Source organism: Mycolicibacterium sp. HS_4_1 (assembly GCF_054515875.1).
In genome coordinates this window covers 3,287,617-3,305,635 of record NZ_CM137261.1, presented here as the reverse complement: position 1 = coordinate 3,305,635, position 18,019 = coordinate 3,287,617, and the positions used below count along the sequence as shown (strand labels likewise).

The 18,019-nt window shown below is 63.5% G+C and carries 21 protein-coding genes and 1 pseudogene; 11 read left to right on the top strand and 11 right to left on the bottom strand.

Annotated elements, in window-relative coordinates; translation table 11 throughout:
- Positions 1-42 precede the first annotated feature (42 nt).
- The 4 genes and pseudogenes from acsA to ACX12F_RS15815 form a co-directional block, all read right to left on the bottom strand.
- Entirely contained in the window at positions 43-1,839 is a 1,797-nt protein-coding gene (gene acsA, locus ACX12F_RS15830) for an acetate--CoA ligase (RefSeq protein WP_459365498.1), read from the bottom strand.
- Between the two features lie 8 nt (positions 1,840-1,847).
- Positions 1,848-2,102 carry a hypothetical protein gene (locus ACX12F_RS15825; RefSeq protein WP_459365497.1) on the bottom strand — a complete coding sequence of 85 codons (255 nt, stop codon included), beginning with the start codon at positions 2,100-2,102 and terminating at the stop codon, positions 1,848-1,850.
- Positions 2,103-2,526: 424 nt separating this feature from the next.
- A pseudogene (locus ACX12F_RS15820) lies at positions 2,527-2,799 on the bottom strand (putative PEP-binding protein); the annotation flags it as partial.
- Between the two features lie 41 nt (positions 2,800-2,840).
- Positions 2,841-3,512 carry an SRPBCC family protein gene (locus tag ACX12F_RS15815; protein WP_459365496.1) on the bottom strand — a complete coding sequence of 224 codons (672 nt, stop codon included), beginning with the start codon at positions 3,510-3,512 and terminating at the stop codon, positions 2,841-2,843.
- A gap of 172 nt (positions 3,513-3,684) precedes the next feature.
- Here ACX12F_RS15815 and ACX12F_RS15810 point away from each other — a divergent pair, with 172 nt between their 5' ends.
- From ACX12F_RS15810 to ACX12F_RS15800, 3 genes are all read left to right on the top strand, one after another.
- The gene (locus tag ACX12F_RS15810; protein ID WP_459365495.1) at positions 3,685-4,116 is read left to right on the top strand and encodes an Hsp20/alpha crystallin family protein; all 432 of its coding nucleotides are present in this window, start codon (positions 3,685-3,687) and stop codon (positions 4,114-4,116) included.
- A 69-nt stretch (positions 4,117-4,185) separates the two neighbouring features.
- Positions 4,186-4,467 (top strand): DUF1876 domain-containing protein, encoded by a 282-nt coding sequence (locus ACX12F_RS15805; RefSeq protein ID WP_459365494.1) that lies wholly within the window; start codon positions 4,186-4,188, stop codon positions 4,465-4,467.
- 45 nt (positions 4,468-4,512) lie between these two features.
- Positions 4,513-5,475 carry a 1-phosphofructokinase family hexose kinase gene (locus ACX12F_RS15800; protein ID WP_459365493.1) on the top strand — a complete coding sequence of 321 codons (963 nt, stop codon included), beginning with the start codon at positions 4,513-4,515 and terminating at the stop codon, positions 5,473-5,475.
- A gap of 80 nt (positions 5,476-5,555) precedes the next feature.
- Here ACX12F_RS15800 and ACX12F_RS15795 read toward each other — a convergent pair whose 3' ends face one another.
- Positions 5,556-6,395 (bottom strand): universal stress protein, encoded by an 840-nt coding sequence (locus tag ACX12F_RS15795; RefSeq protein WP_459365492.1) that lies wholly within the window; start codon positions 6,393-6,395, stop codon positions 5,556-5,558.
- 186 nt (positions 6,396-6,581) lie between these two features.
- Between ACX12F_RS15795 and ACX12F_RS15790 the strand changes: the two genes are divergently transcribed.
- The 5 genes from ACX12F_RS15790 (at position 6,582) to ACX12F_RS15770 (ending at position 11,354) form a co-directional block, all read left to right on the top strand.
- Complete coding sequence (locus ACX12F_RS15790) at positions 6,582-7,016, top strand: pyridoxamine 5'-phosphate oxidase family protein (RefSeq protein WP_459365491.1); 435 nt, start codon at positions 6,582-6,584, stop codon at positions 7,014-7,016.
- A gap of 120 nt (positions 7,017-7,136) precedes the next feature.
- Complete coding sequence (locus ACX12F_RS15785) at positions 7,137-7,550, top strand: hypothetical protein (RefSeq protein WP_459365490.1); 414 nt, start codon at positions 7,137-7,139, stop codon at positions 7,548-7,550.
- A gap of 59 nt (positions 7,551-7,609) precedes the next feature.
- Positions 7,610-8,041 (top strand): MmpS family transport accessory protein, encoded by a 432-nt coding sequence (locus ACX12F_RS15780; protein WP_459365489.1) that lies wholly within the window; start codon positions 7,610-7,612, stop codon positions 8,039-8,041.
- On the top strand, positions 8,038-10,944 hold the full coding sequence (locus ACX12F_RS15775; RefSeq protein ID WP_459365488.1) for an MMPL/RND family transporter: 2,907 nt from the start codon (positions 8,038-8,040) through the stop codon (positions 10,942-10,944). Before ACX12F_RS15780 ends, ACX12F_RS15775 begins: the two co-directional genes overlap by 4 nt.
- An 11-nt stretch (positions 10,945-10,955) precedes the next feature.
- The gene (locus ACX12F_RS15770; RefSeq protein ID WP_459365487.1) at positions 10,956-11,354 is read left to right on the top strand and encodes a nitroreductase/quinone reductase family protein; all 399 of its coding nucleotides are present in this window, start codon (positions 10,956-10,958) and stop codon (positions 11,352-11,354) included.
- 105 nt (positions 11,355-11,459) lie between these two features.
- Here ACX12F_RS15770 and ACX12F_RS15765 read toward each other — a convergent pair whose 3' ends face one another.
- Complete coding sequence (locus ACX12F_RS15765; RefSeq protein ID WP_459365486.1) at positions 11,460-11,585, bottom strand: hypothetical protein; 126 nt, start codon at positions 11,583-11,585, stop codon at positions 11,460-11,462.
- Between the two features lie 23 nt (positions 11,586-11,608).
- The gene (locus ACX12F_RS15760; RefSeq protein WP_459365485.1) at positions 11,609-11,929 is read right to left on the bottom strand and encodes a hypothetical protein; all 321 of its coding nucleotides are present in this window, start codon (positions 11,927-11,929) and stop codon (positions 11,609-11,611) included.
- A 281-nt stretch (positions 11,930-12,210) separates the two neighbouring features.
- Here ACX12F_RS15760 and ACX12F_RS15755 point away from each other — a divergent pair, with 281 nt between their 5' ends.
- Positions 12,211-13,104: a universal stress protein gene (locus ACX12F_RS15755; protein WP_459365484.1), complete on the top strand. Its 894-nt coding sequence runs from the start codon at positions 12,211-12,213 to the stop codon at positions 13,102-13,104.
- Positions 13,105-13,113: 9 nt separating this feature from the next.
- On the opposite strand, the gene ACX12F_RS15750 is transcribed toward ACX12F_RS15755, so the two are convergent.
- Positions 13,114-14,253: an alpha/beta hydrolase family protein gene (locus tag ACX12F_RS15750; RefSeq protein ID WP_459370373.1), complete on the bottom strand. Its 1,140-nt coding sequence runs from the start codon at positions 14,251-14,253 to the stop codon at positions 13,114-13,116.
- 245 nt (positions 14,254-14,498) lie between these two features.
- On the opposite strand from ACX12F_RS15750, the gene ACX12F_RS15745 reads away from it, so the two are divergent.
- Positions 14,499-15,923 carry a wax ester/triacylglycerol synthase family O-acyltransferase gene (locus ACX12F_RS15745; RefSeq protein ID WP_459365483.1) on the top strand — a complete coding sequence of 475 codons (1,425 nt, stop codon included), beginning with the start codon at positions 14,499-14,501 and terminating at the stop codon, positions 15,921-15,923.
- 152 nt (positions 15,924-16,075) lie between these two features.
- Complete coding sequence (locus tag ACX12F_RS15740) at positions 16,076-16,729, top strand: BON domain-containing protein (RefSeq protein ID WP_459365482.1); 654 nt, start codon at positions 16,076-16,078, stop codon at positions 16,727-16,729.
- Between the two features lie 36 nt (positions 16,730-16,765).
- Here ACX12F_RS15740 and ACX12F_RS15735 read toward each other — a convergent pair whose 3' ends face one another.
- From ACX12F_RS15735 to ACX12F_RS15725, 3 genes are read right to left on the bottom strand one after another with little or no spacing between them, the layout of a single operon-like run.
- The gene (locus tag ACX12F_RS15735; RefSeq protein ID WP_459365481.1) at positions 16,766-17,512 is read right to left on the bottom strand and encodes a universal stress protein; all 747 of its coding nucleotides are present in this window, start codon (positions 17,510-17,512) and stop codon (positions 16,766-16,768) included.
- Positions 17,513-17,516: 4 nt separating this feature from the next.
- Complete coding sequence (locus ACX12F_RS15730) at positions 17,517-17,702, bottom strand: SpoIIAA family protein (RefSeq protein ID WP_459365480.1); 186 nt, start codon at positions 17,700-17,702, stop codon at positions 17,517-17,519.
- A gap of 18 nt (positions 17,703-17,720) precedes the next feature.
- Positions 17,721-17,885, bottom strand: coding sequence for a hypothetical protein (locus ACX12F_RS15725; protein ID WP_459365479.1), 165 nt, complete (start codon positions 17,883-17,885; stop codon positions 17,721-17,723).
- Positions 17,886-18,019 lie beyond the last annotated feature (134 nt).

The window sequence follows — 18,019 nt, the reverse complement described above, 5'->3', positions numbered from 1 at the left end:
AAAGGAGCCCCAGTGCGAGCTCGTGACTGAGGGGAGGCGGCGTCACTGTCGCACCTCGTGGTGCGGCTGATTGTGCGGATCTTCGACGGCCGACGTGTCGCCCTCTGGGAGCCCCAATTCGCGCGCCTTGAGCAGACGCCGCATGATCTTGCCGCTGCGGGTATGGGGCAGTGCGTCGACGAATTCAATTTCCTTGGGCGCCACAGCGGCGCCGAGACGCTTGCGGGCGTAACCGAGCAGCTCCCGTTGCAGCGCCTCGCCGCCTGCGACGCCGTCTTTCAGCGTCACGAACGCCTTCACCACTTCTCCGACGGTTGGATCTGGTTTACCGATCACCGCAGCCTCGGCGACGGCTTCGTGGTCGGTCAGCACGCTTTCGACTTCGAACGGGCCGATGAGATGGCCCGCGGACTTGATCACGTCGTCGGCGCGCCCGACGAACCAGTAGTACCCGTCGGAGTCGCGCTTCGCCAGATCACCGGTGAGGTAGAAGCCACCGGCGAAACACGATCGGTATCGCGCTTCCTCATGCAGGTAGCCGCGGAACATCGACGGCCAGCCGGGGCGCAGGGCCAGCTCGCCTTCGGTGTCCGGAGCATCGATGACCGAAATAGTGTCGTCGTCGTTGCGGTGTACTAGATACGCGTCCACTCCCGGCAGAGGGCGGCCCATCGATCCGGGCTTGATGTCGAATGCCGGGGTGTTCGCGATCATGATGCCGCCGGTCTCGGTCTGCCACCAATTGTCGTGGATTGGTAGACCCAGCACGCGTTTTGCCCACCACACGGCTTCGGGATTCAGCGGCTCGCCGACGCTGGCGATGAACCGCAGGCGCGGAAATCGGTATTGGGCGGCGAGTTCGGGTCCGGCCTTGATCAGCATGCGTATTGCAGTGGGAGCGGTGTACCAGACCGTCACGTCGTCGTCGTGCAGGACGCGGTACCAACGCTCGGCATCGAACTCAGCCTGGTCGACGATCGACGTGACCCCGTGCAGCAGCGGTGCGATCACGCCATAGGACATGCCGGTGACCCAGCCCGGATCGGCGGTGCACCAGAACACGTCATCGGGGTGCAGATCGAGCGCGTAGAGCCCGGTGACGAAGTGCATGGCGACCGCACCGTGAACATGGATCGCCCCCTTGGGGGTTCCGGTGGTGCCGCTGGTGAAGTGCAGCAGCGCTGGATCGTCTGCGGTGGTGGGGCAGACCGGTGCATCGTCGTCGACGTCAGCCATCCGGCTCCAGAAGTCCAGGGTCCCTGGGATTTCGGTGTCGTGGTTGATGTCCACGACGATGATGTGCCGCACCGACGGGAGCTGGTCACGAATGGCGGCGATTCTGCGGTGATAGATGGGCGCCGTGGTGACGAGCACGTCGGCCGCGCCGAGGTTGATCCGGGTGGAGAGGGGTTCTGGACCGAACGCGGAGAACAGCGGGCTCACCACGCAGCCGTTGCGCAAGGCGCCCAAGACGGAGATGTAGAGCTCCGGGCATCGGCTCATCAAGGTGAAAACCCGGCCGCCTTTGCCGACGCCCAGTGCGCGCAGAACGTTGGTGAATCGTCGCGCGAGCTGGCCCAGCTCGCGGTAGCTCAGATTGCGACTGACCAACGAATGATCCCAGTCTGCGGCCGAAACGAACCGGAGGGCGGTCCGTGTTGCCGCCGGTCCCTGGGCGTGCCGGTCGAGCGCCGCATAGGCGATATTGCAGCCTCCCGGCCCCATTCCTTCGCACAGGTTCGGTACATCGGCCCAGGAGAAATCGAGGCGAGTCTGCTCGTAGTCCCGCAGATTGGGTGGGACACGACAGTCGCGAGCGGTCTTGTGGATGACGGCCACGGGAAGTCCTAACCCGCCGGCACCGCGAGAACGCCGCTGCGGAAAGCCGGACCGATGTTGGTCATGACGCGGTCCAACAGCACGTTGAAAGTGGACCCGTCGTCAACCAAGTCGGGCAGCCCTTGGTGGATGAGGTATCGGTCCAGACGCCGTTCGATCGGCCACCCGACGTAGCGCCGTCCGGTGAACTCGGAACCCAGGAACTTCCAGGCGATGGCATCGAGTAGGTCGCTGGTGAGTTCGAACTCATCGGTGCGTGACATCGGATTCCTTTCGATCGCACTACGCATTCATTCTTTTGGCGCCCGCCCGGGCAGCGATAGTGACCAAGGTCATCAATGCGTCGCGGTGGGAAATCACAGCCGCCCGGGATGACTGAAGCGGGCAGCCCGGCGGTGGATGCGGTGCTCATCACCCCGCGTGCGATGCGGCTGCCCTGCCACCCGGATGGGTTCGGCCGATGATCACGGCCTGGGTGCTGTCGCCGAGAAAGTACGACAAGACCCCCCTCCGCTGCCAATCTCATCGAGCCTGGCCTGACGACAAGCCATCGGTCGAGGTACCGAGTCGTGCCAGTACGTCGGGCAAGGCAGCGGACGCGACTTCGGCCGCGCGCCGCTCGTCAGTTTCGGCCACGGTTGTCAGGGGCGGCTGGCCATCGGTGTTCCGCTTGCCAGTGCGGACTCCCTCTTTGATGTAGCGGTAGCACCCCCGATAGCCGATCATCGGATTGTGTTCGATCGGTTCGTAGCGGTCGCCGCCGACCAACCCGCGAAATTCGTTGGTGCGGAAGTCGGTTGCCCGGTAGATCACTGGTCCCGGCGCGAATGCGGAGGCGATGCGGCCGAGGGACCTGACCATGGCATCGACCAGATTCCGCTGCTCGCCGCGGGCGATGAGGTCGCGTGGATGCCGACCGGCAAGCGCCTCGGTGAGCATGAACTCGGCGCGCAGCAGACCCTCATTCGAATCCGACGAAAGGGACTGGTGCGCAAGCCTTATCAAGCCTGTTGCGCGGTACTCATGCGGGGCGTCTCGGCGGCGCGTTGCGCCGTCTCCACCCGGTCCTTGATTCCCAACAGCATCCCGCGCACGGTGAGAGTGACTGCTGGACCGGCCAATTCGGTGATGAACAGCTGGCCCGGATGACGCAGTCCCGCCCGGGTGCGCACCAGTAGCCGGCATTGGTCGTCGTAATGCGGCTCAAGGTGGAATGACCAGACTGCGTGCCAAGGGAATTCCGGAGGCGCGCCGCTGAGCACGATCGTCTGGTTTTCGACGACGCGCGAGACCGTGAGCAGGAGCCCGTACTTCCGTCCGAGCCAGCCGGGCGGCGCGAGGCGTACCGGGTCACCCGGCGAGAGCCGCTGCCATTCCGGATGGACGTTGGTATCAGCTTGGAATTCGAGCCCCAGCAGGCTTTCGATGGTCTCGAAGGTGTAGAAGCCGGCGCGGTCTTGTCCCAGTTGTGTGAGCCAGGGCCAGACTGCTTCCGCCGGTGCGTCGATCCACACGCCCTCGGTCGACTGAAGCACGGGTGCACGAACCAATTCATCACCCGGAAGCTTCTGGCGGCACTCCTGCTTGGTTGTGCCCCAATTGCGGTAGTACCGCCGCGCGGCGTACAGCAGAGCCGAGACGGCCACAGCTTGCGTCACATGTGTCCTCGTCATGCGATGACCCTGCACTCGGATCGGCCCACCCAACTAGGGCCTTGCGTCCCTTAGTTGACGACCTAGCGTCGACGAACGGCACACACAGCTGGGCCTTCGGTCCCTACCGTCAAGCTCCGCGGCGGTGGTCGGATCTCGACGGAAACCATCAACCGCCACCCAAGGAGGCGCCATGTCGAAACTTCCCGTCCAACACCGGCCGCGGTCGTTCTGGCCGGACTTCACCGAACTGTTCGCCGGCCTGCCGGCCTGGCCGAGCATGCACCCGGTCTTCGACAACCACATCATCCGGGTCGAGGACGAGATGACAGAGGGCAATTACCAGATTCGCGCTGAACTGCCGGGCATCGATGCCGAAAAGGACGTCGATATCACCGTGCGCGACGGCGTCTTGACCATCAAGGCCGAACGCAGCGAGAAGAAAGAATCGAACGGCCGCTCCGAGTTCAGTTACGGCTCGTTCGTGCGGTCGGTGACGCTGCCGCCCGGCGCCGACGAAGACAGCATCAAAGCCGCATACGACAAGGGCATTCTCACTGTCACGGTGCCGGTCAGCGAGGTCAAGTCGGCTGAGAAGCACGTGTCGATCGAGTCTGCCAAGTGACCTGTGCCGTGGTCCCGGGTCAACGACGATCCGGGACCACGGGCACCTGAATGCGAGAGGAGCGTTCACATGGATGTCGGTCGACCCAGAACGCTTAAGCGATGGACCGTGTACGTCTCCATCGACGAACGCGATGGTCACACTCGCGCCAAGGCACGTTTGTACTGGAGTGACAAAGAATCGGTGGGTTTCGGTGCGGCGCGCTGCAATCCGGCTGACCGAGACATCAGCGACATCGGCGACGAGCTCGCTGTCGCTCGTGCACTTCGCGACCTGGCCGATCAGTTGCTGGTCGCGACCAGCCACGATATCGCAGCCAGCACCTGCAAGCCCGTCACTTCGCTGCACTGATGACTCCGGACTGCCGCAACCGAGTCGACCTGCGGGGGATTTGACATGTCCACAGTGCCCCTCCGGCCGACGATCGTCACGCTCACGATGAATCCGGCCCTGGATATCACCACGGCAGCCGACGTGGTGCGTCCCACCGAAAAGATCCGTTGTGCCGGTGTTCGTTACGACGCCGGCGGCGGCGGCATCAACGTCGCGCGGGTAGCGTATGAACTCGGCGCTTCCGTGTCTGCGGTGTTTCCCGCAGGCGGTCCGACCGGCGGGCTGGTGTCCCAACTGATGGTCGAGTCCGGTGTGCCGTTTCGCCGGATTCCGATTACCGACTCGACGCGCGAAAGCTTCACGGTCAACGAGGACGCAACCGGCAAGCAGTATCGATTCGTCTTGGCCGGGCCTACGCTCACGGCGGCCGAGCAGGCTGAATGCCTGGACCAGTTGAGGGACGCGGCGCACGGTGCCTCGTCTGTCGTCGCCAGCGGAAGCCTTCCAGCCGGCGTGCCGCCTGATCTGTACCAACGTGTCGCTGACATCTGCGGTGAACTCGGTGTGCCTTTAATCCTGGATACCTCCGGGCAGGGCTTGACTCACATCGCCGCCGGGGTCTCGCTGCTCAAACCAAGCCTGCGCGAGCTTCGGGAGTGCGTCGGCCGTGCCCTCGTGACAGAGGCAGACCAAGCCGAAGCGGCTCGCGAACTCATCGAGCGCGGGGTTGCGCGAGCTGTCGTCGTGTCGCTGGGCTCTGACGGTGCGTTGTTGGTGACAAATGACCAACAGCAACGGTTTTGGAGCGTTCCGGTACAAGCGGTAAGCGGTATCGGAGCCGGCGACGCCATGGTGGCCGCAATCGCTGTTGGATTGAGTCGCCGCTGGCCATTGAGCAAGGCGGTTCGGTATGGGGTTGCGGCGGGCGCGGCCATGCTGACAACGCCGGGAGCGGCGGCGTGCCACCGCGGCACGGTGGATCACCTCTTCGAACTGGTTCGCGAGCCGTCGCCGTTGCCTGCCTAGTGGCGCACGACTCCTGCCTAGTGGCGCACGACTCCTGCCTAATGTCGCACGACTCCTGCCTAATGTCGCACGACTCCTGCCTAATGTCGCACGACGATGACCGAGCATTCGGCTTGCGCAAAATGCGACAGGCCGCGCACGGGCCCGACGAGCCGTGGGATCTCGTGGATGTCGGGCGGTCCGATCACCACCAGCTGGATGGGAACCTCACTGCTGGCGATGAATTCGTCGAGAGACCGGGCGGCCATCCAGCTCTGTACCGGGACATCCGGGTAGCGGCCCGACCAGGTTGCGACGGCTCGGTCGAAATGTGAATCGCGTTCGGTTGTGTGCGCCGACCACGGTACGAGGACCGCGATCACCCCGGTGTTGCGTAGCGCGGCCTCTCCGAATGCGACCGCCGCAAGTTCGTCTTCGTCGCCGGCAGTGTTGAAGGCCAGGGCAATCCATCCCGGACACGAGGGTGACCGGTCGGAGTGGACAGATGTGCCGCTATGCGAGCGGATGATGGCGACCGGACATTGAGCGCGGTTCGTGACAGCTTCGGCCGTCGACCCCAAGACTTTGGCAGCGATCCGGTCTATGCCCACCGAACCCACGCACAGGAGAGCGGCAGATCGTGACTCGTCGACGAGCAGACTGGTTGGGGCGGTGTGTCTTTGGACAATTTCGAGCTGAACCGGCTTGCCGGTGGCCGCAACGGCGTCCGCTGCGGCCCGCAACGCCGCATCGACGGGTGCCGCCGCTGGTTCTGCAGTTCCTTGCGATCGTTCGGGGTGTGCCGGAGAGAGCGCAGCCGCCAGCCGTAACGGAACACCTCGGACCACCGCTTCGTCGATGGCCCACAACGCCGCGCTGATAGCCGCATCGGAACCGTCGATGCCGACGACGACGGACCGACCGGCACGCGGGTTCGTCATGCCAACCTCACTTCGTGTCGCGCTGGCGCTTTGGCCTCAAGTGTCGGCTGGGTCGCCGACCGACGATAGAGACCAAAGGCACCCGTCCATCGCCAATGACTCGGGCCGGCCCAAAGGCCATTGGCACGCCGATTGGATGACTTTCGGCCACAGTCCTTGCACGCAGCGCTCCGTAACGTCACGGGCATGTCCCAACTAACGCAACCGATCTCCATCTTGTCGGAGAGTGAATGCTGGAATCTTCTGCGCAGTGTCGCGCTGGGACGGCTCGTTACGGTCGTCGACGGCCTGGTAGAGATATTCCCGGTCAACTTCGTCGTGCAAGGCCGCAGCGTGCTGTTCCGCACCGCGGAGGGCACCAAGCTCGTCAGCGCTGCCATCAACAAGAACGTGCTGTTCGAAGCCGACGACCACGATGCTGCCGAAGGCTGGAGCGTGATCATCAAGGGGATGGCCCAGACGCTACGTACCGATGAAGAGATCGACGAGGCGGATCACGCTCAGCTCATCCCGTGGACCGCGACCGTGAAGCAACACTACGTACGAATCCGCCCGCTCAAACTCACCGGGCGCCGATTCTCGTTCGGCCCCGAGCCTGACGTGGAATCCACGGCTACCTAGCCGCCTGCCGGGCCTTTCCGGTCATCTGGGTCCAAAGGCCCTTATCGACCGGCGCGTCGGCGCCGACACTGACAACTACGAGCCGCCGCGCGGCAGTACACACTAAGGAAGACGAAGACCATGAGCGAAACCGCTGAATCAGCCACTGACACAGTCGTGGTCACTACATCCCAGTCAGGGCCACCCAGTCGGCTGACCCAGGTTGCCGCCTGGGTAGGCATTGTCGCGGGCATCGTTTTCATCGTTGCCCTGATCTTCTTCAGCGGCTTCTGCGCCGGAACCTACAGCGGTGGTGGGTACTGGCACGGCGGCTACCGGCATTATCAACCGCAGCAAGGACCGAGTTGCACTATGGGGCCCGGGCCGATGATGGGGTCTGGCGGGATGATGGGGCCGGGCGGCATGATGGGACCGGGCATGATGGGGCCAGGCATGGTCGGACCCGGGTCGACGGGGCCGGGCGGCATGATGCCCGGAATGATGGAACCTGGACAGCGGCCCAGCGCACCCACCACACCGAGCCCGCGCCCCTAGCGGCCGGCATGAGTTCCTCGCCGACTGACCGGCACCGACGCGGGTGATGGGGGTGGACAATGCTGGCATTTCTCAAACGGACGTGGATTCCGATCGTTGTCGTGGTGGCGGTAGGCCTGGGTGGCGTCGCCGTCGTCCGGCTACGAGGTGTTTTCGGTTCTGACAAGCTCTTTTCGTCGACCGCGAGTAGTGCTGATGCCATCGTCTCGTTCAATCCCAAGCGGGTGACCTACGAGGTATTCGGCCCGGGTGACACCACAGGTCATATCAGCTTCCTGAATATGAACGCCGCACCCGAGGAAGCGGACTTCACGAGCCTGCCCTGGACTTCGACACTCACGACCACAATTCCGACTGTGATCGCGAACATTGTGGCCCAGGGTGACAGCGACGCCATCGGGTGCCGCATCTTCGTCAACGGCGAGCTACGGGACGAACAATCATCCAGCGGGCACCATGCGCAGACCTTCTGCTTGGTAAAAGCCGCATGAACGCGGACGACGATGCCCAGCCATTGTTCATGCGGCTGATCCGTACCCTGGCCGTGCCCATCATTCTGGTGTGGCTGCTCCTGACCGTCGCGGTGAATATTCTTGTGCCGCCCATAGAGTCGGTCGCCCGAACCCACGCGGTAACCATGTCGCCGCAGGATGCACCGGCGATGATCGCGGCGAAGCGAATCGGCGCCAAGTTTCAGGAGTCTGATTCAGACAGCATCGTCATGATCGTCCTGGAGTCCGACAAGGGACTCGGCGACGAGGCGCACGTCTACTACGACGCTCTGCTCCAAAAGCTCGCCGCCGACGGCAAGCACGTGCAGCATATCCAGAACCTGTGGGGCGACCGCATCACCGCCGCCGGCTCCCAAAGCGGCGACGGTAAGGCCGCTTACGTTCAACTCAACGTCGCCGGCGACCAAGGCAGCACGTTGGGAAACCAGTCCGTCGATGCCGTCCGCAAGATCGTCGCGGGTTCACGGGCTCCCGACGGGATCAAGGTATATGTCACGGGGCCGGCGGCGCTGACCACGGACATGAACGAGGCTGCCGACAAGAGCATGTTCAAGATGATGGGTGTGACCGGACTGGTCATCATGATCATGCTGTTCATCGTCTATCGATCGGTGAGCACGGTGCTCCTGGTTCTTGTCATGGTCGGTTTCGAGATGGGCACGGCCAGAGGCGTTGTCGCGATGCTCGGCAACTACGGGCTGCTGGCATTCTCGACCTTTGTCGTTGCCATGCTGTCGTCGCTGGCCATCGCGGCGGGCACGGATTATGCGATCTTCCTCATCGGCCGCTATCAAGAGGCACGTCAGGCCGGCGAGGATCGGGAAGCGGCTTACTACAGCATGTTTCGCGGAACCTACCACGTGATCCTGGGGTCCGGGTTGACCATCGCGGGGGCTTCCTTCTGTCTGCATTTCGCGCGGCTGTCCTACTTCAAGGCTCTGGGGATTCCTTCCGCGCTCGGCTTGTTGATCGTCATCGCCGGCGCGCTCACCGCAGCACCGGCCATCGTGGCTGTGGCCACCCGGTTCGGCCTACTGGATCCCAAACGGATGATCAAGACACGGGGATGGCGACGGGTCGGCACAGCTACCGTCCGGTGGCCGGGACCGATGTTCGTGGCGTCGCTGCTGATCGCCGTGATGGGCCTGCTCGTAGTGCCTACCATGGCAATCAGCTACAACGATCGGTACTACATCCCATCGAGTCTGCCGTCCAACGTCGGTTATGCCGCGGCGGAAAGCCATTTCAGCGCAGCCCGGCTCAATCCCGACATCCTCATGGTCGAGACCGATCACGACATGCGGAATTCGAGCGACATGATCATCCTGGATCGGATCGCGAAGGACGTCTTCCGCACTTCGGGCATTGCGCGAATACAAGGCATCACAAGGCCGTTGGGAAACCCGATCGAACACACGTCCATTCCGTTCCAGGTCAGCATGCAGGCGCTGCCAATCCAGGAGAATCTGCGCTTCATGAAGGACCGGATGGCCGACATGCTCAAGATGAGCGACGATCTCGGCTTGATGATCGGCTCGATGCAACGGGTTCAGGGCTTGCTGGGGCAGATGAGCAAGTCAACGCATCGGATGGTCGGGGACATGGCGGAGATGAAGGTGACGCTCGACGAAATGCGCGACCATTTGGCCGATTTCGACGATTTCGTCCGGCCCCTTCGGAATTATCTGTATTGGGAGCCACACTGTTACGACATTCCCGTCTGCTGGGCGACTCGGTCGGTGTTCGAGGCGATTGATGACGTGGACACATTCAGCGACAACATGAATGCCGTGCTCGGCGATCTGAACAACATCGACGCTGTGCTGCCGCGTTTGCTCGCTGAGTTCCCGCCGATCATCGCGGTGACGAAGTCCATGCAGGGCACCCTGTTGACTCTGCACAGCAGCTTCGCGGGACTGATCACACAAATGTCACGGATGACCGATACCGCGAGCGCGATGGGGCAGGCCTTCGATTCGTCGAAGGCCGACGACTACTTCTATCTGCCGCCCGAAGCTTTCGACAACCCCGACTTCCAGCGTGGCCTGAAACTGTTCATGTCACCGGACGGCAAAGCCGCGCGGTTCATCATCACCCACGACGTAGACCCCGCGACTCCTGAAGGTATTTCGGCCGTCAAGCCCGAGCTCAATGCCGCACACGAAGCGGTGAAAGGTACCGCCCTGGCCAACGCCAGGTTCTATCTCACCGGCACCGCAGCGGTGTACAACGACATCCAGACCGGCTCGAGGTACGACTTGATGATCGTCGGAATTGCCGCGCTGACACTGATTTTCGCCGTGATGGTCATCATCACGAGGGCCCTGGTGGCCTCACTGGTCATTGTCGGCACCGTCTTGCTGTCGTTGGGGGCGGCGTTCGGTCTGTCGGTGTTGGTGTGGCAGCACCTGCTGGGCCTGGACCTGAATTGGATTGCACCCGTCTTCGGGTTGATCATCCTGCTGGCCGTGGGGTCTGACTACAACCTGCTGCTGACGTCGCGGTTCCAGGAGGAGCTCGGCGCCGGGATCAATACCGGCATCATCCGGTCGATGGGGGAGACCGGTGGTGTGGTGACGGCCGCGGGATTGGTCTTCGCGTTCACGATGATGTCCATGGCGGCAAGCGATTTACGCTCGATCGGCCAGGCCGGTAGCACGATCGGACTCGGACTGCTGTTCGACACCCTGATCGTCCGCTCGCTCATGACGCCGTCGATAGCGGCCCTGCTGGGACGGTGGTTCTGGTGGCCACAGCGGGTGCGGCCGCGCCCGGCAAGTTACATGCTGAGGCCCTTCGGACCACGAAGCCTGGTGCGCGCGCTGTTGCTCGGGGAGACCGCTGATACCGCAACGGCGCGACGCAGGAAGTCAACTGATTGAAGGGAGCAACGATGACCGTCCGTGACACGGTTCGGGTGTTCAACAAGCACGTACTGAATCCGCTCATGCTCGTAGCCGCAGGCCGGAAATACTGGTACGCCGGGGTGATCGAGCACACCGGACGACGCTCCGGGAAGAAATATGCGACGCCGGTCGTCATCGAGAAGGTGAGCGGCGGTTTTCTCATCCCGCTGCCCTACGGTACGGATGTCGACTGGCTTCGCAATGTTCAGGCCATGGGACGTGCCGCCATCCGGGTGCACGGACAATCCTTCGTCGCCGCCGAGCCGGCGATCATCGATGCGCCGACGGCAGCCGGTCTGCTCTCGCCGCGCCGTCAGCGGGAATTCGGCAGGTTCGGCATCGCGAACTACCTCAAAATGAGCCAGGAATCCCCGGCAACGCGCTGAGGCCGGTGATCCCGCGTCGGCCGGCCCGCCACCAGCCGGACCTGTCCCCGGGGGCTGCCGGGTGGTGGCTCGATGCGGCGGGCCGACCGGGCTTGGATTCCGTCGTCAGGTCGGCTTCGTCTTCGTCGCCGGAGTTTTCGATTCCGGCTCCTTGGTCCGCTGATGCGAACGGGTATAGGCCTCGGCGCTGAGTAGACGCTTGAGTGCTTCGAGGTAACGGTTGGGAATCATTGCAGAGTGTCCTCTCCGACCGGTCAGTCGGCGTCCTTCTTCTTGCCACCGTCCGTGCGCGTCAGTGCGCCCTCGGTGCTGCGGATGAGATTGCGGTGGAACTGATATTGCGCAGCGGCCAGAGTGTCCGCCAGGCTGATTGCCGCGTCGACGATCTTGGCCCGCAGCGGATGGACGGCTTCTGGAATCGCCTCGTCCAGCACATTGTTGAACCGGCGCCACGCTTCGGCTGCGGCGTGCTGCCCCAGGCGGGCGGATTCGCGGAACTCGTCAAGCAAGTCGGGTGACGACGACGATGAGGAGACCTCGCTCGACGAGGATGTCGACTTCGGGGTTTCGGGCATGCCAGGACCTTTCGTTTGAGTGTAATTCGCAGTCCAACGCTATGGGCGGTGCGGGCTGGCCTCGTAGCGCCAAAGGTCCTCAGGTGCCGTGGCCGATGGTCTATTGAGGCAGCCGCACGCCAACGGATATGGGAATGCGAGGCTTCAGGGCCTGACGACCTCTGTCGCGGTGACGAATGGCCCCGTGACGAGGTTGCACTCTGGCTCCTAACGTCGTGTCTGCGCCGCGCTTTCGCAGGCTAGGCGCGAATTTCCGGACGGAGTTCGAATCGAGGGTCAAGATGTCGAGTGGGTCAGCAGATCGAGGAATTCTGGTCGGAGTCGACGGGTCGGATGGGTCAGACGCAGCGGTGCGCTGGGCGGCCCGTGAGGCGGGCCTGCGAAACGTCGCGTTGTCGGTGGTGCATGTGTTGCCGACTCCCGTGGGTGGGTGGGGAGGTTGGGGCATCACGTCGACACCGCTCCCGGAGGATTTCTTCCAACAGCTGGAATCGGAGGGCCGGCGAATCATCGCCGACGCCATACGTGTCGCCAAGGAGACTGTCGGCGACACCGCCGACATTCACGTACACGGCGAAGTGCTCTACTCGCCGAGCGTGCCTACCCTGGTTGAGCTGAGTAGTGACTCCCAGATGGTCGTGCTGGGCTGCCGAGGTCAGGGGCGACTACAGCGCGTCTTGTTGGGTTCAATCAGCACTGCGCTGGTGCATCACGCTCATTGCCCGGTCGCCGTCATCCACGACGAGGCTACGGCCGGACCGCAGGCGCCGGTTGTGGTGGGCATTGACGGCTCGCCGGCCTCGGAGTTGGCCACCGCTATCGCCTTTGACGAAGCCTCTTGGCGCGGAGCCGAATTGGTGGCCCTGCATGCCTGGAGCGATGCCGATTCGTCGGAGTTCCCCGCGACGCAGTGGTCGATTGTCCGTCCGCGAACCGAAGAAGAGCTGGCCGAGCGGCTGGCTGGGTGGCAGGAACGCTATCCCGATGTCCGGGTGCGTCGCGTGGTGGTCTTGGATCAACCCGCTCGCCATCTGCTCGCTGAGGCCGAGTCGGCTCAACTGATCGTCGTGGGTAGCCATGGCCGCGGAGGGTTCGCCAGGATGCTGCTCGGATCGGTGAGCACTGCTGTGGTTCATGCGGCCCGCGTGCCCGTAATCGTGGCGCGGGAGCGCTGAACCGGCACTCTACGAGTTGATGAGTCCCGATTGTAGGAGCGCGGCATCGACAAACTGCTGCACTGGGCGCGATTCGAAGAATCCCGTGTGACCGCCTTGATACCAGACGATTTCGGGCCGGCCCCAGTGTTCCCAGAGACGAACAACCTGCTCGCGCGGATGCACGAGTTGGTCGGCGACTCCCGCGTAGATGAAGCGGCCGGGGAAGGGGACGCGCGGGGTCAAAGACAGTGGCGAGACCATCCGCCCCAGCGGTGCCGCCAGGTTCACCGTCTCACGACGCGGGTCGTCGTGCTTCATCCCGGCATGGCGCCCGAGCAGTTCGGTCATATCAGCGACCGGGACACCGAGAATTGCGCAGGTGAGGCCGTCCTCGAGGCTGGCGACGAGCGAAGTGATGTAGCCGCCGAGGGAAATGCTGTTCATGCCAATCGGCGATTCGGTCTCTTGCGCGCGTATCCAGGACAACAGCCGGCGGACGTCCCACACCGCCTGGGCCGTGGCATGGACATTGTCCAGCACGTCCTGGCCGGGGAACACCGCGCCGGCGGGCAGACCCCGCCCCCGCGGGCCGTGCATCGGAAGCACGGGCAGCACAAGATTCAGGCCGAGATCCTCATGCAGATGCCACGCCCGGAACAGCGCGAGGTCGAGCCTGCCGCGGCCCATCATGGCACCGTGCACACACACCAGCCACGGGCGTGGCTCGTGGTGGCGCAGTAGCAACGCGTAGCCGCGGTTGTTGGCGGCATAGCCGAGCCATCGCTGCCGGCCGGGCTCACCGACTTTCGGTTCGTATCCGCTGTCGAAAACGATGCGTTCGAAGGACCGGCCATAGGACTGTACCGGCTGAACCGTGACGTCGGTCAGTGGCGGGGGAGCCTCGAAGAACTCTTCAGGATCATCCAAACATCCATGGCGGCTGTAGAATTCAATTCCCGCGCGGACTTCGCCGTTGATTCGCTCGAACAGTTCTTGGTTGCCGAGTGGCTGAAGGATCCGAATGCCGCTGAGAACAATTTCGTCGCGGAACGCTTGTGCGGCCAGTGCGAGCGTGGGGCGCGCCACCGGAAGCACGTCGCGCGGACGCTCCAGATAGTCCTGCCACGATCGAGCGTAGTAGCGGCCCGTCCGCCGGAACGGCCGGATCAAGTGGTCCAGCGCCGTGGAGCCACGCGAGGGCAGGCCGGTGGGAACCGCCCGTGGCCCGTCGTCGTGTGCGGGTGCTGCCATGTCGCCAAAGGTAATTCGCGGCGGGCGGCACATGCTAGGGGAATAGGTCCCGCCCGTGGCTGACAATTGCCACTTCGGCGAAAATTACGGTGGGGCAACGCTATTGTCTTTGGTGGCAAGGCTAAGACACAGAGCTGTTGGAGGAATTGAGGACTGGCCTGATGAATCCGGTGGAGCCGCTGGACGCGGCGATGCTCACTGCGGAGTTGCTCTCCGACCCGCTGCACGTGGCTGCACTGCTGATTCTGGCGCCACCGGCAGCGGCTGGGCCGGGATACGTCGATGAACTGTTTGAGCAGGGCCTTGCTGTCACCGCTGACATGGATCCGCGTTTTCGCCGGTATCCACACATCGGCCTCGACACCGCGGGCTTCTGGATGTGGCGCACCGATGACAGCGTCGACATGCGAGATCATCTGGAGCGCCGAACCTTACCTGCGGGCGCAGACCGCGATGCGTTGTGGAAGTTGGTCAGCGAACTGCACAGCGAACCGCTCGCCCGGTCACGACCGATGTGGATCGCCTATCTGATCGACGGCCTGGAGGATGATCGCTTCGCCCTGTATATCAAGGTGCACCACACCCTGATCGACGGCGTCGCCGGATTGAAGATGATCGGTCAAGCGCTGAGCACCGATCCTGAACGCCGGGACGCGCCCCCGTTCTATGCGGTGCAACGATCGTCGGATGATGAGAGTGGCAGCCACAGCATGCTGCCGAATCCCCTGGCACTTGCACACGAGGCGCTGCACGGTGTCGTCTCAGGCCTGGGCTTCGTGCGCGAGCTTGCGATGGGCGAACTATCAACGGCGGTGGCGAGTATCGGCGCAGGGCTTACCGTACTGCCATTCGGGGCCCCGTACACACGATTCAATGGCCGCCTTGGCCGGGAGCGCGCGTTTGCCGGCGTGAGTCTGCCCAAATCTCGGATCGGGGCCATCCGAGAAGCCGCTGGGGTGACCGCCAACGACGTGCTGACCGCAGTGGTGGCCGGTGTTTTGCGAGAGTGGCTCGCGGCTCTGGGCGAGCTCCCAGACAAGTCGTTGGTGGCGATCTGCCCTATCACGGTGCGGGCCCGCGAGGGCCAGGAACGCTCGGCCGACGAGCGCCGGGCAAACCTGTTCGGCCTCGAATTATGCTCGCTGGGAACCCATCTCATGGATCAAGCCGATCGCCTGGCGCACATCCATCGCGCAATGGCCTGGGCGAAGGCCGAGGTGGCGCGGCGAGGCGCCAACGTCACGACGCTTCTGCTCGCTCCGAGTATCGGGCCCACGGTGTTGTCTCCATTGATGCCGTTCTCACCGCGGCGCCGTAGCGGTTACAACCTGTCGATCTCGCATGTCCCCGGGCCGCAGAGCGAGATGTACTGGAATGGCGCTCATCTCGAGGAGATCTATCCCGTGTCGGCGGCGATCACCGGTCAGGCCTTGAACGTGACCACGTGCTCGTACGCCGACCGGGTGATGTTCGGGTATATATCTGGGCGGCGGGTGATGCCCGATATCGAGTCAGTAGTGCCTCTTACCGAATATGTGCTGACAGAGTTGGAGGCCGCGCTCGCGCGCCGGAGCCGACGCCGTTAGCCGATGGTAGGCAACGAGATGACTGCGGTTCGGGTGTCCTTGCGCAGCCGGGACTGAAGTCATCTTGAGTTAGGTCTTATGCATGTCGCAGCCGGTGAGTGACCAGGGGTAGGCAGATAGACAACACATGATGATCAGGCGGAAGGGCCACGATGTACTTGAAAGACGACACAGCGCTCATCGAGGATATTCTCGAAGAGTTGAAGGCTGACCCGGCAATCGAGTCCTCCTGCATCGCCGTCACCGCGGATGACGGAGTGGTGACGTTGACGGGCACTGTGCCCACGTGCTGGCAGAAACACGAAGCAGCCCAGGCGGTTTGGCGTGTTCTTGGGGTTCGCGCTCTCGCTGATGACCTCCGGGTCGAGGTGCTTGGCACCCATGTGCAAAACGACACGGACATCGCAGCGGCGGCTGCCACCGTGTTGCGGTCGCACAGCGAGTTACCCGAGACCATTGATGCGACTGTTCGCGACGGCATTGTCACGTTGAACGGCAAGGTGGACTGGCATTTCCAGCGCACGACCGCGGTGAACGCCGTCAAGAACATTCGCGGTGTGAAAGGTGTGCGTAATGGCATTGACCTGAACGACGCACCGAAGATCGCCGATATCAGGGAGCGCATCCGTATGGAATTGGCCCGGACGGTGAACGAGGAAGTCAACAGCATCATCGTCGAAACCGGCGACGGCACTGTCACTCTGAGCGGCACGGTGAGGTCTGAGTCGGACGCGGCGGCGGCGCGTCATGCCGCTTGGGCAGTCCCAGGGGTCAAGAACGTCAAGGACTTGCTGCAGGTTTCGTAGCTGAATTGTGGCTCGACGCGGTCCGCGCCTGCCGACTCACTGTTGCGGCGGAACCTTCCACTCGCCCAGCACCACCATGACCGGTCGGTGAGACTGGTGCAGGGCTCCCATCGCCACACTGCCAAGCAGGATTTCACGCGCCGCAGAACGCCCACGTGATCCGACGACCACCACCGCCGCGTTGTGATCGGTCGCTGTGGGGACAAGGGCGTCACAGGTGGCGCGCGCGTGGAAGCCGCAACCGTGCTCGACACTCAGGCCGATCACGTCTTGTCGTGCCTTCTCCCGCAGATCGACCGGTAGGGGCGAGACGTCGGTGCCTTCGTCGACGGCAATCAGCCGCACAGTGCGCTCCGGGAAGAGGTGGGTGGCCGCCGCGAACGCCATTTCCGCACCTGGCGAGCCATCCCAGCCCACAGCGACGGGCCCGTTTGGCAGCGCGGCGTACTCGGCCGCCAACATCGGATGAGGGACTACCACCACGGGTCGCGCCGAATAATGCACCACGATGTCCGACACGCTGCCCAGCACGGCCTGGGTGCCACCGAGTCCGCGTGACCCGACGAGCACGACATCTGCATGTACCTCCTCGGCGGCCTGCGCGATGCGCAGGCCGTGCCCGCCCCAGGTCTGTTTCAACAGCGGCTCGGCGTCCCATCCGGCGGCGCGGGCCAATGTCACCCCCGTCGCCACGCGCCTCTGGGCCTCGCGCTCACCCTCGTACTCGACCATCGAGATCAACTCGGTGACGTCATGCGCGAGCGGCCGCAGCCGTGAACGCACTTTGTCACTGGCAAATGGTGGGACCCACACGTGCCTGCTCGACGTGACCTGCCGGGAAATGTCGGATCTGTGCTGCGGCGAAATGCGAGACCAAGTGCTGCGCAACACCGGCGATGGGCAGATCGGTAACGATGGCGATCTTCTTGACGTGCTTCTGATGGTCGTGGACGAACCGGAAGTGGCTCACCATGGCGCCGTAGCTATCCCATCACGGAAACCGGGGCGCGTCGATGATCAGCCCGGCCAGATCCTCCCCGTGCTCGATCTTTGGGTCGACGATTCTTGCGAGGGCGGCGAAATCACCTGTGCTCAATACAGATTCGGGCCGAACAGTCAGGATCGAGTGGTCTGTATCCCAACGCTGATCGATCATGGCTGCTCCTGCGCTGGTGGTGATCTTTCATCATCGGGCCGCGCCATCACGCGCGGTAAGGGCGAAAGTCACCAAAGATGGAGGCTTCGGCTCCTGGCTGTCGGCACGAGTGGGTTGACTCGGTAGTAAATATT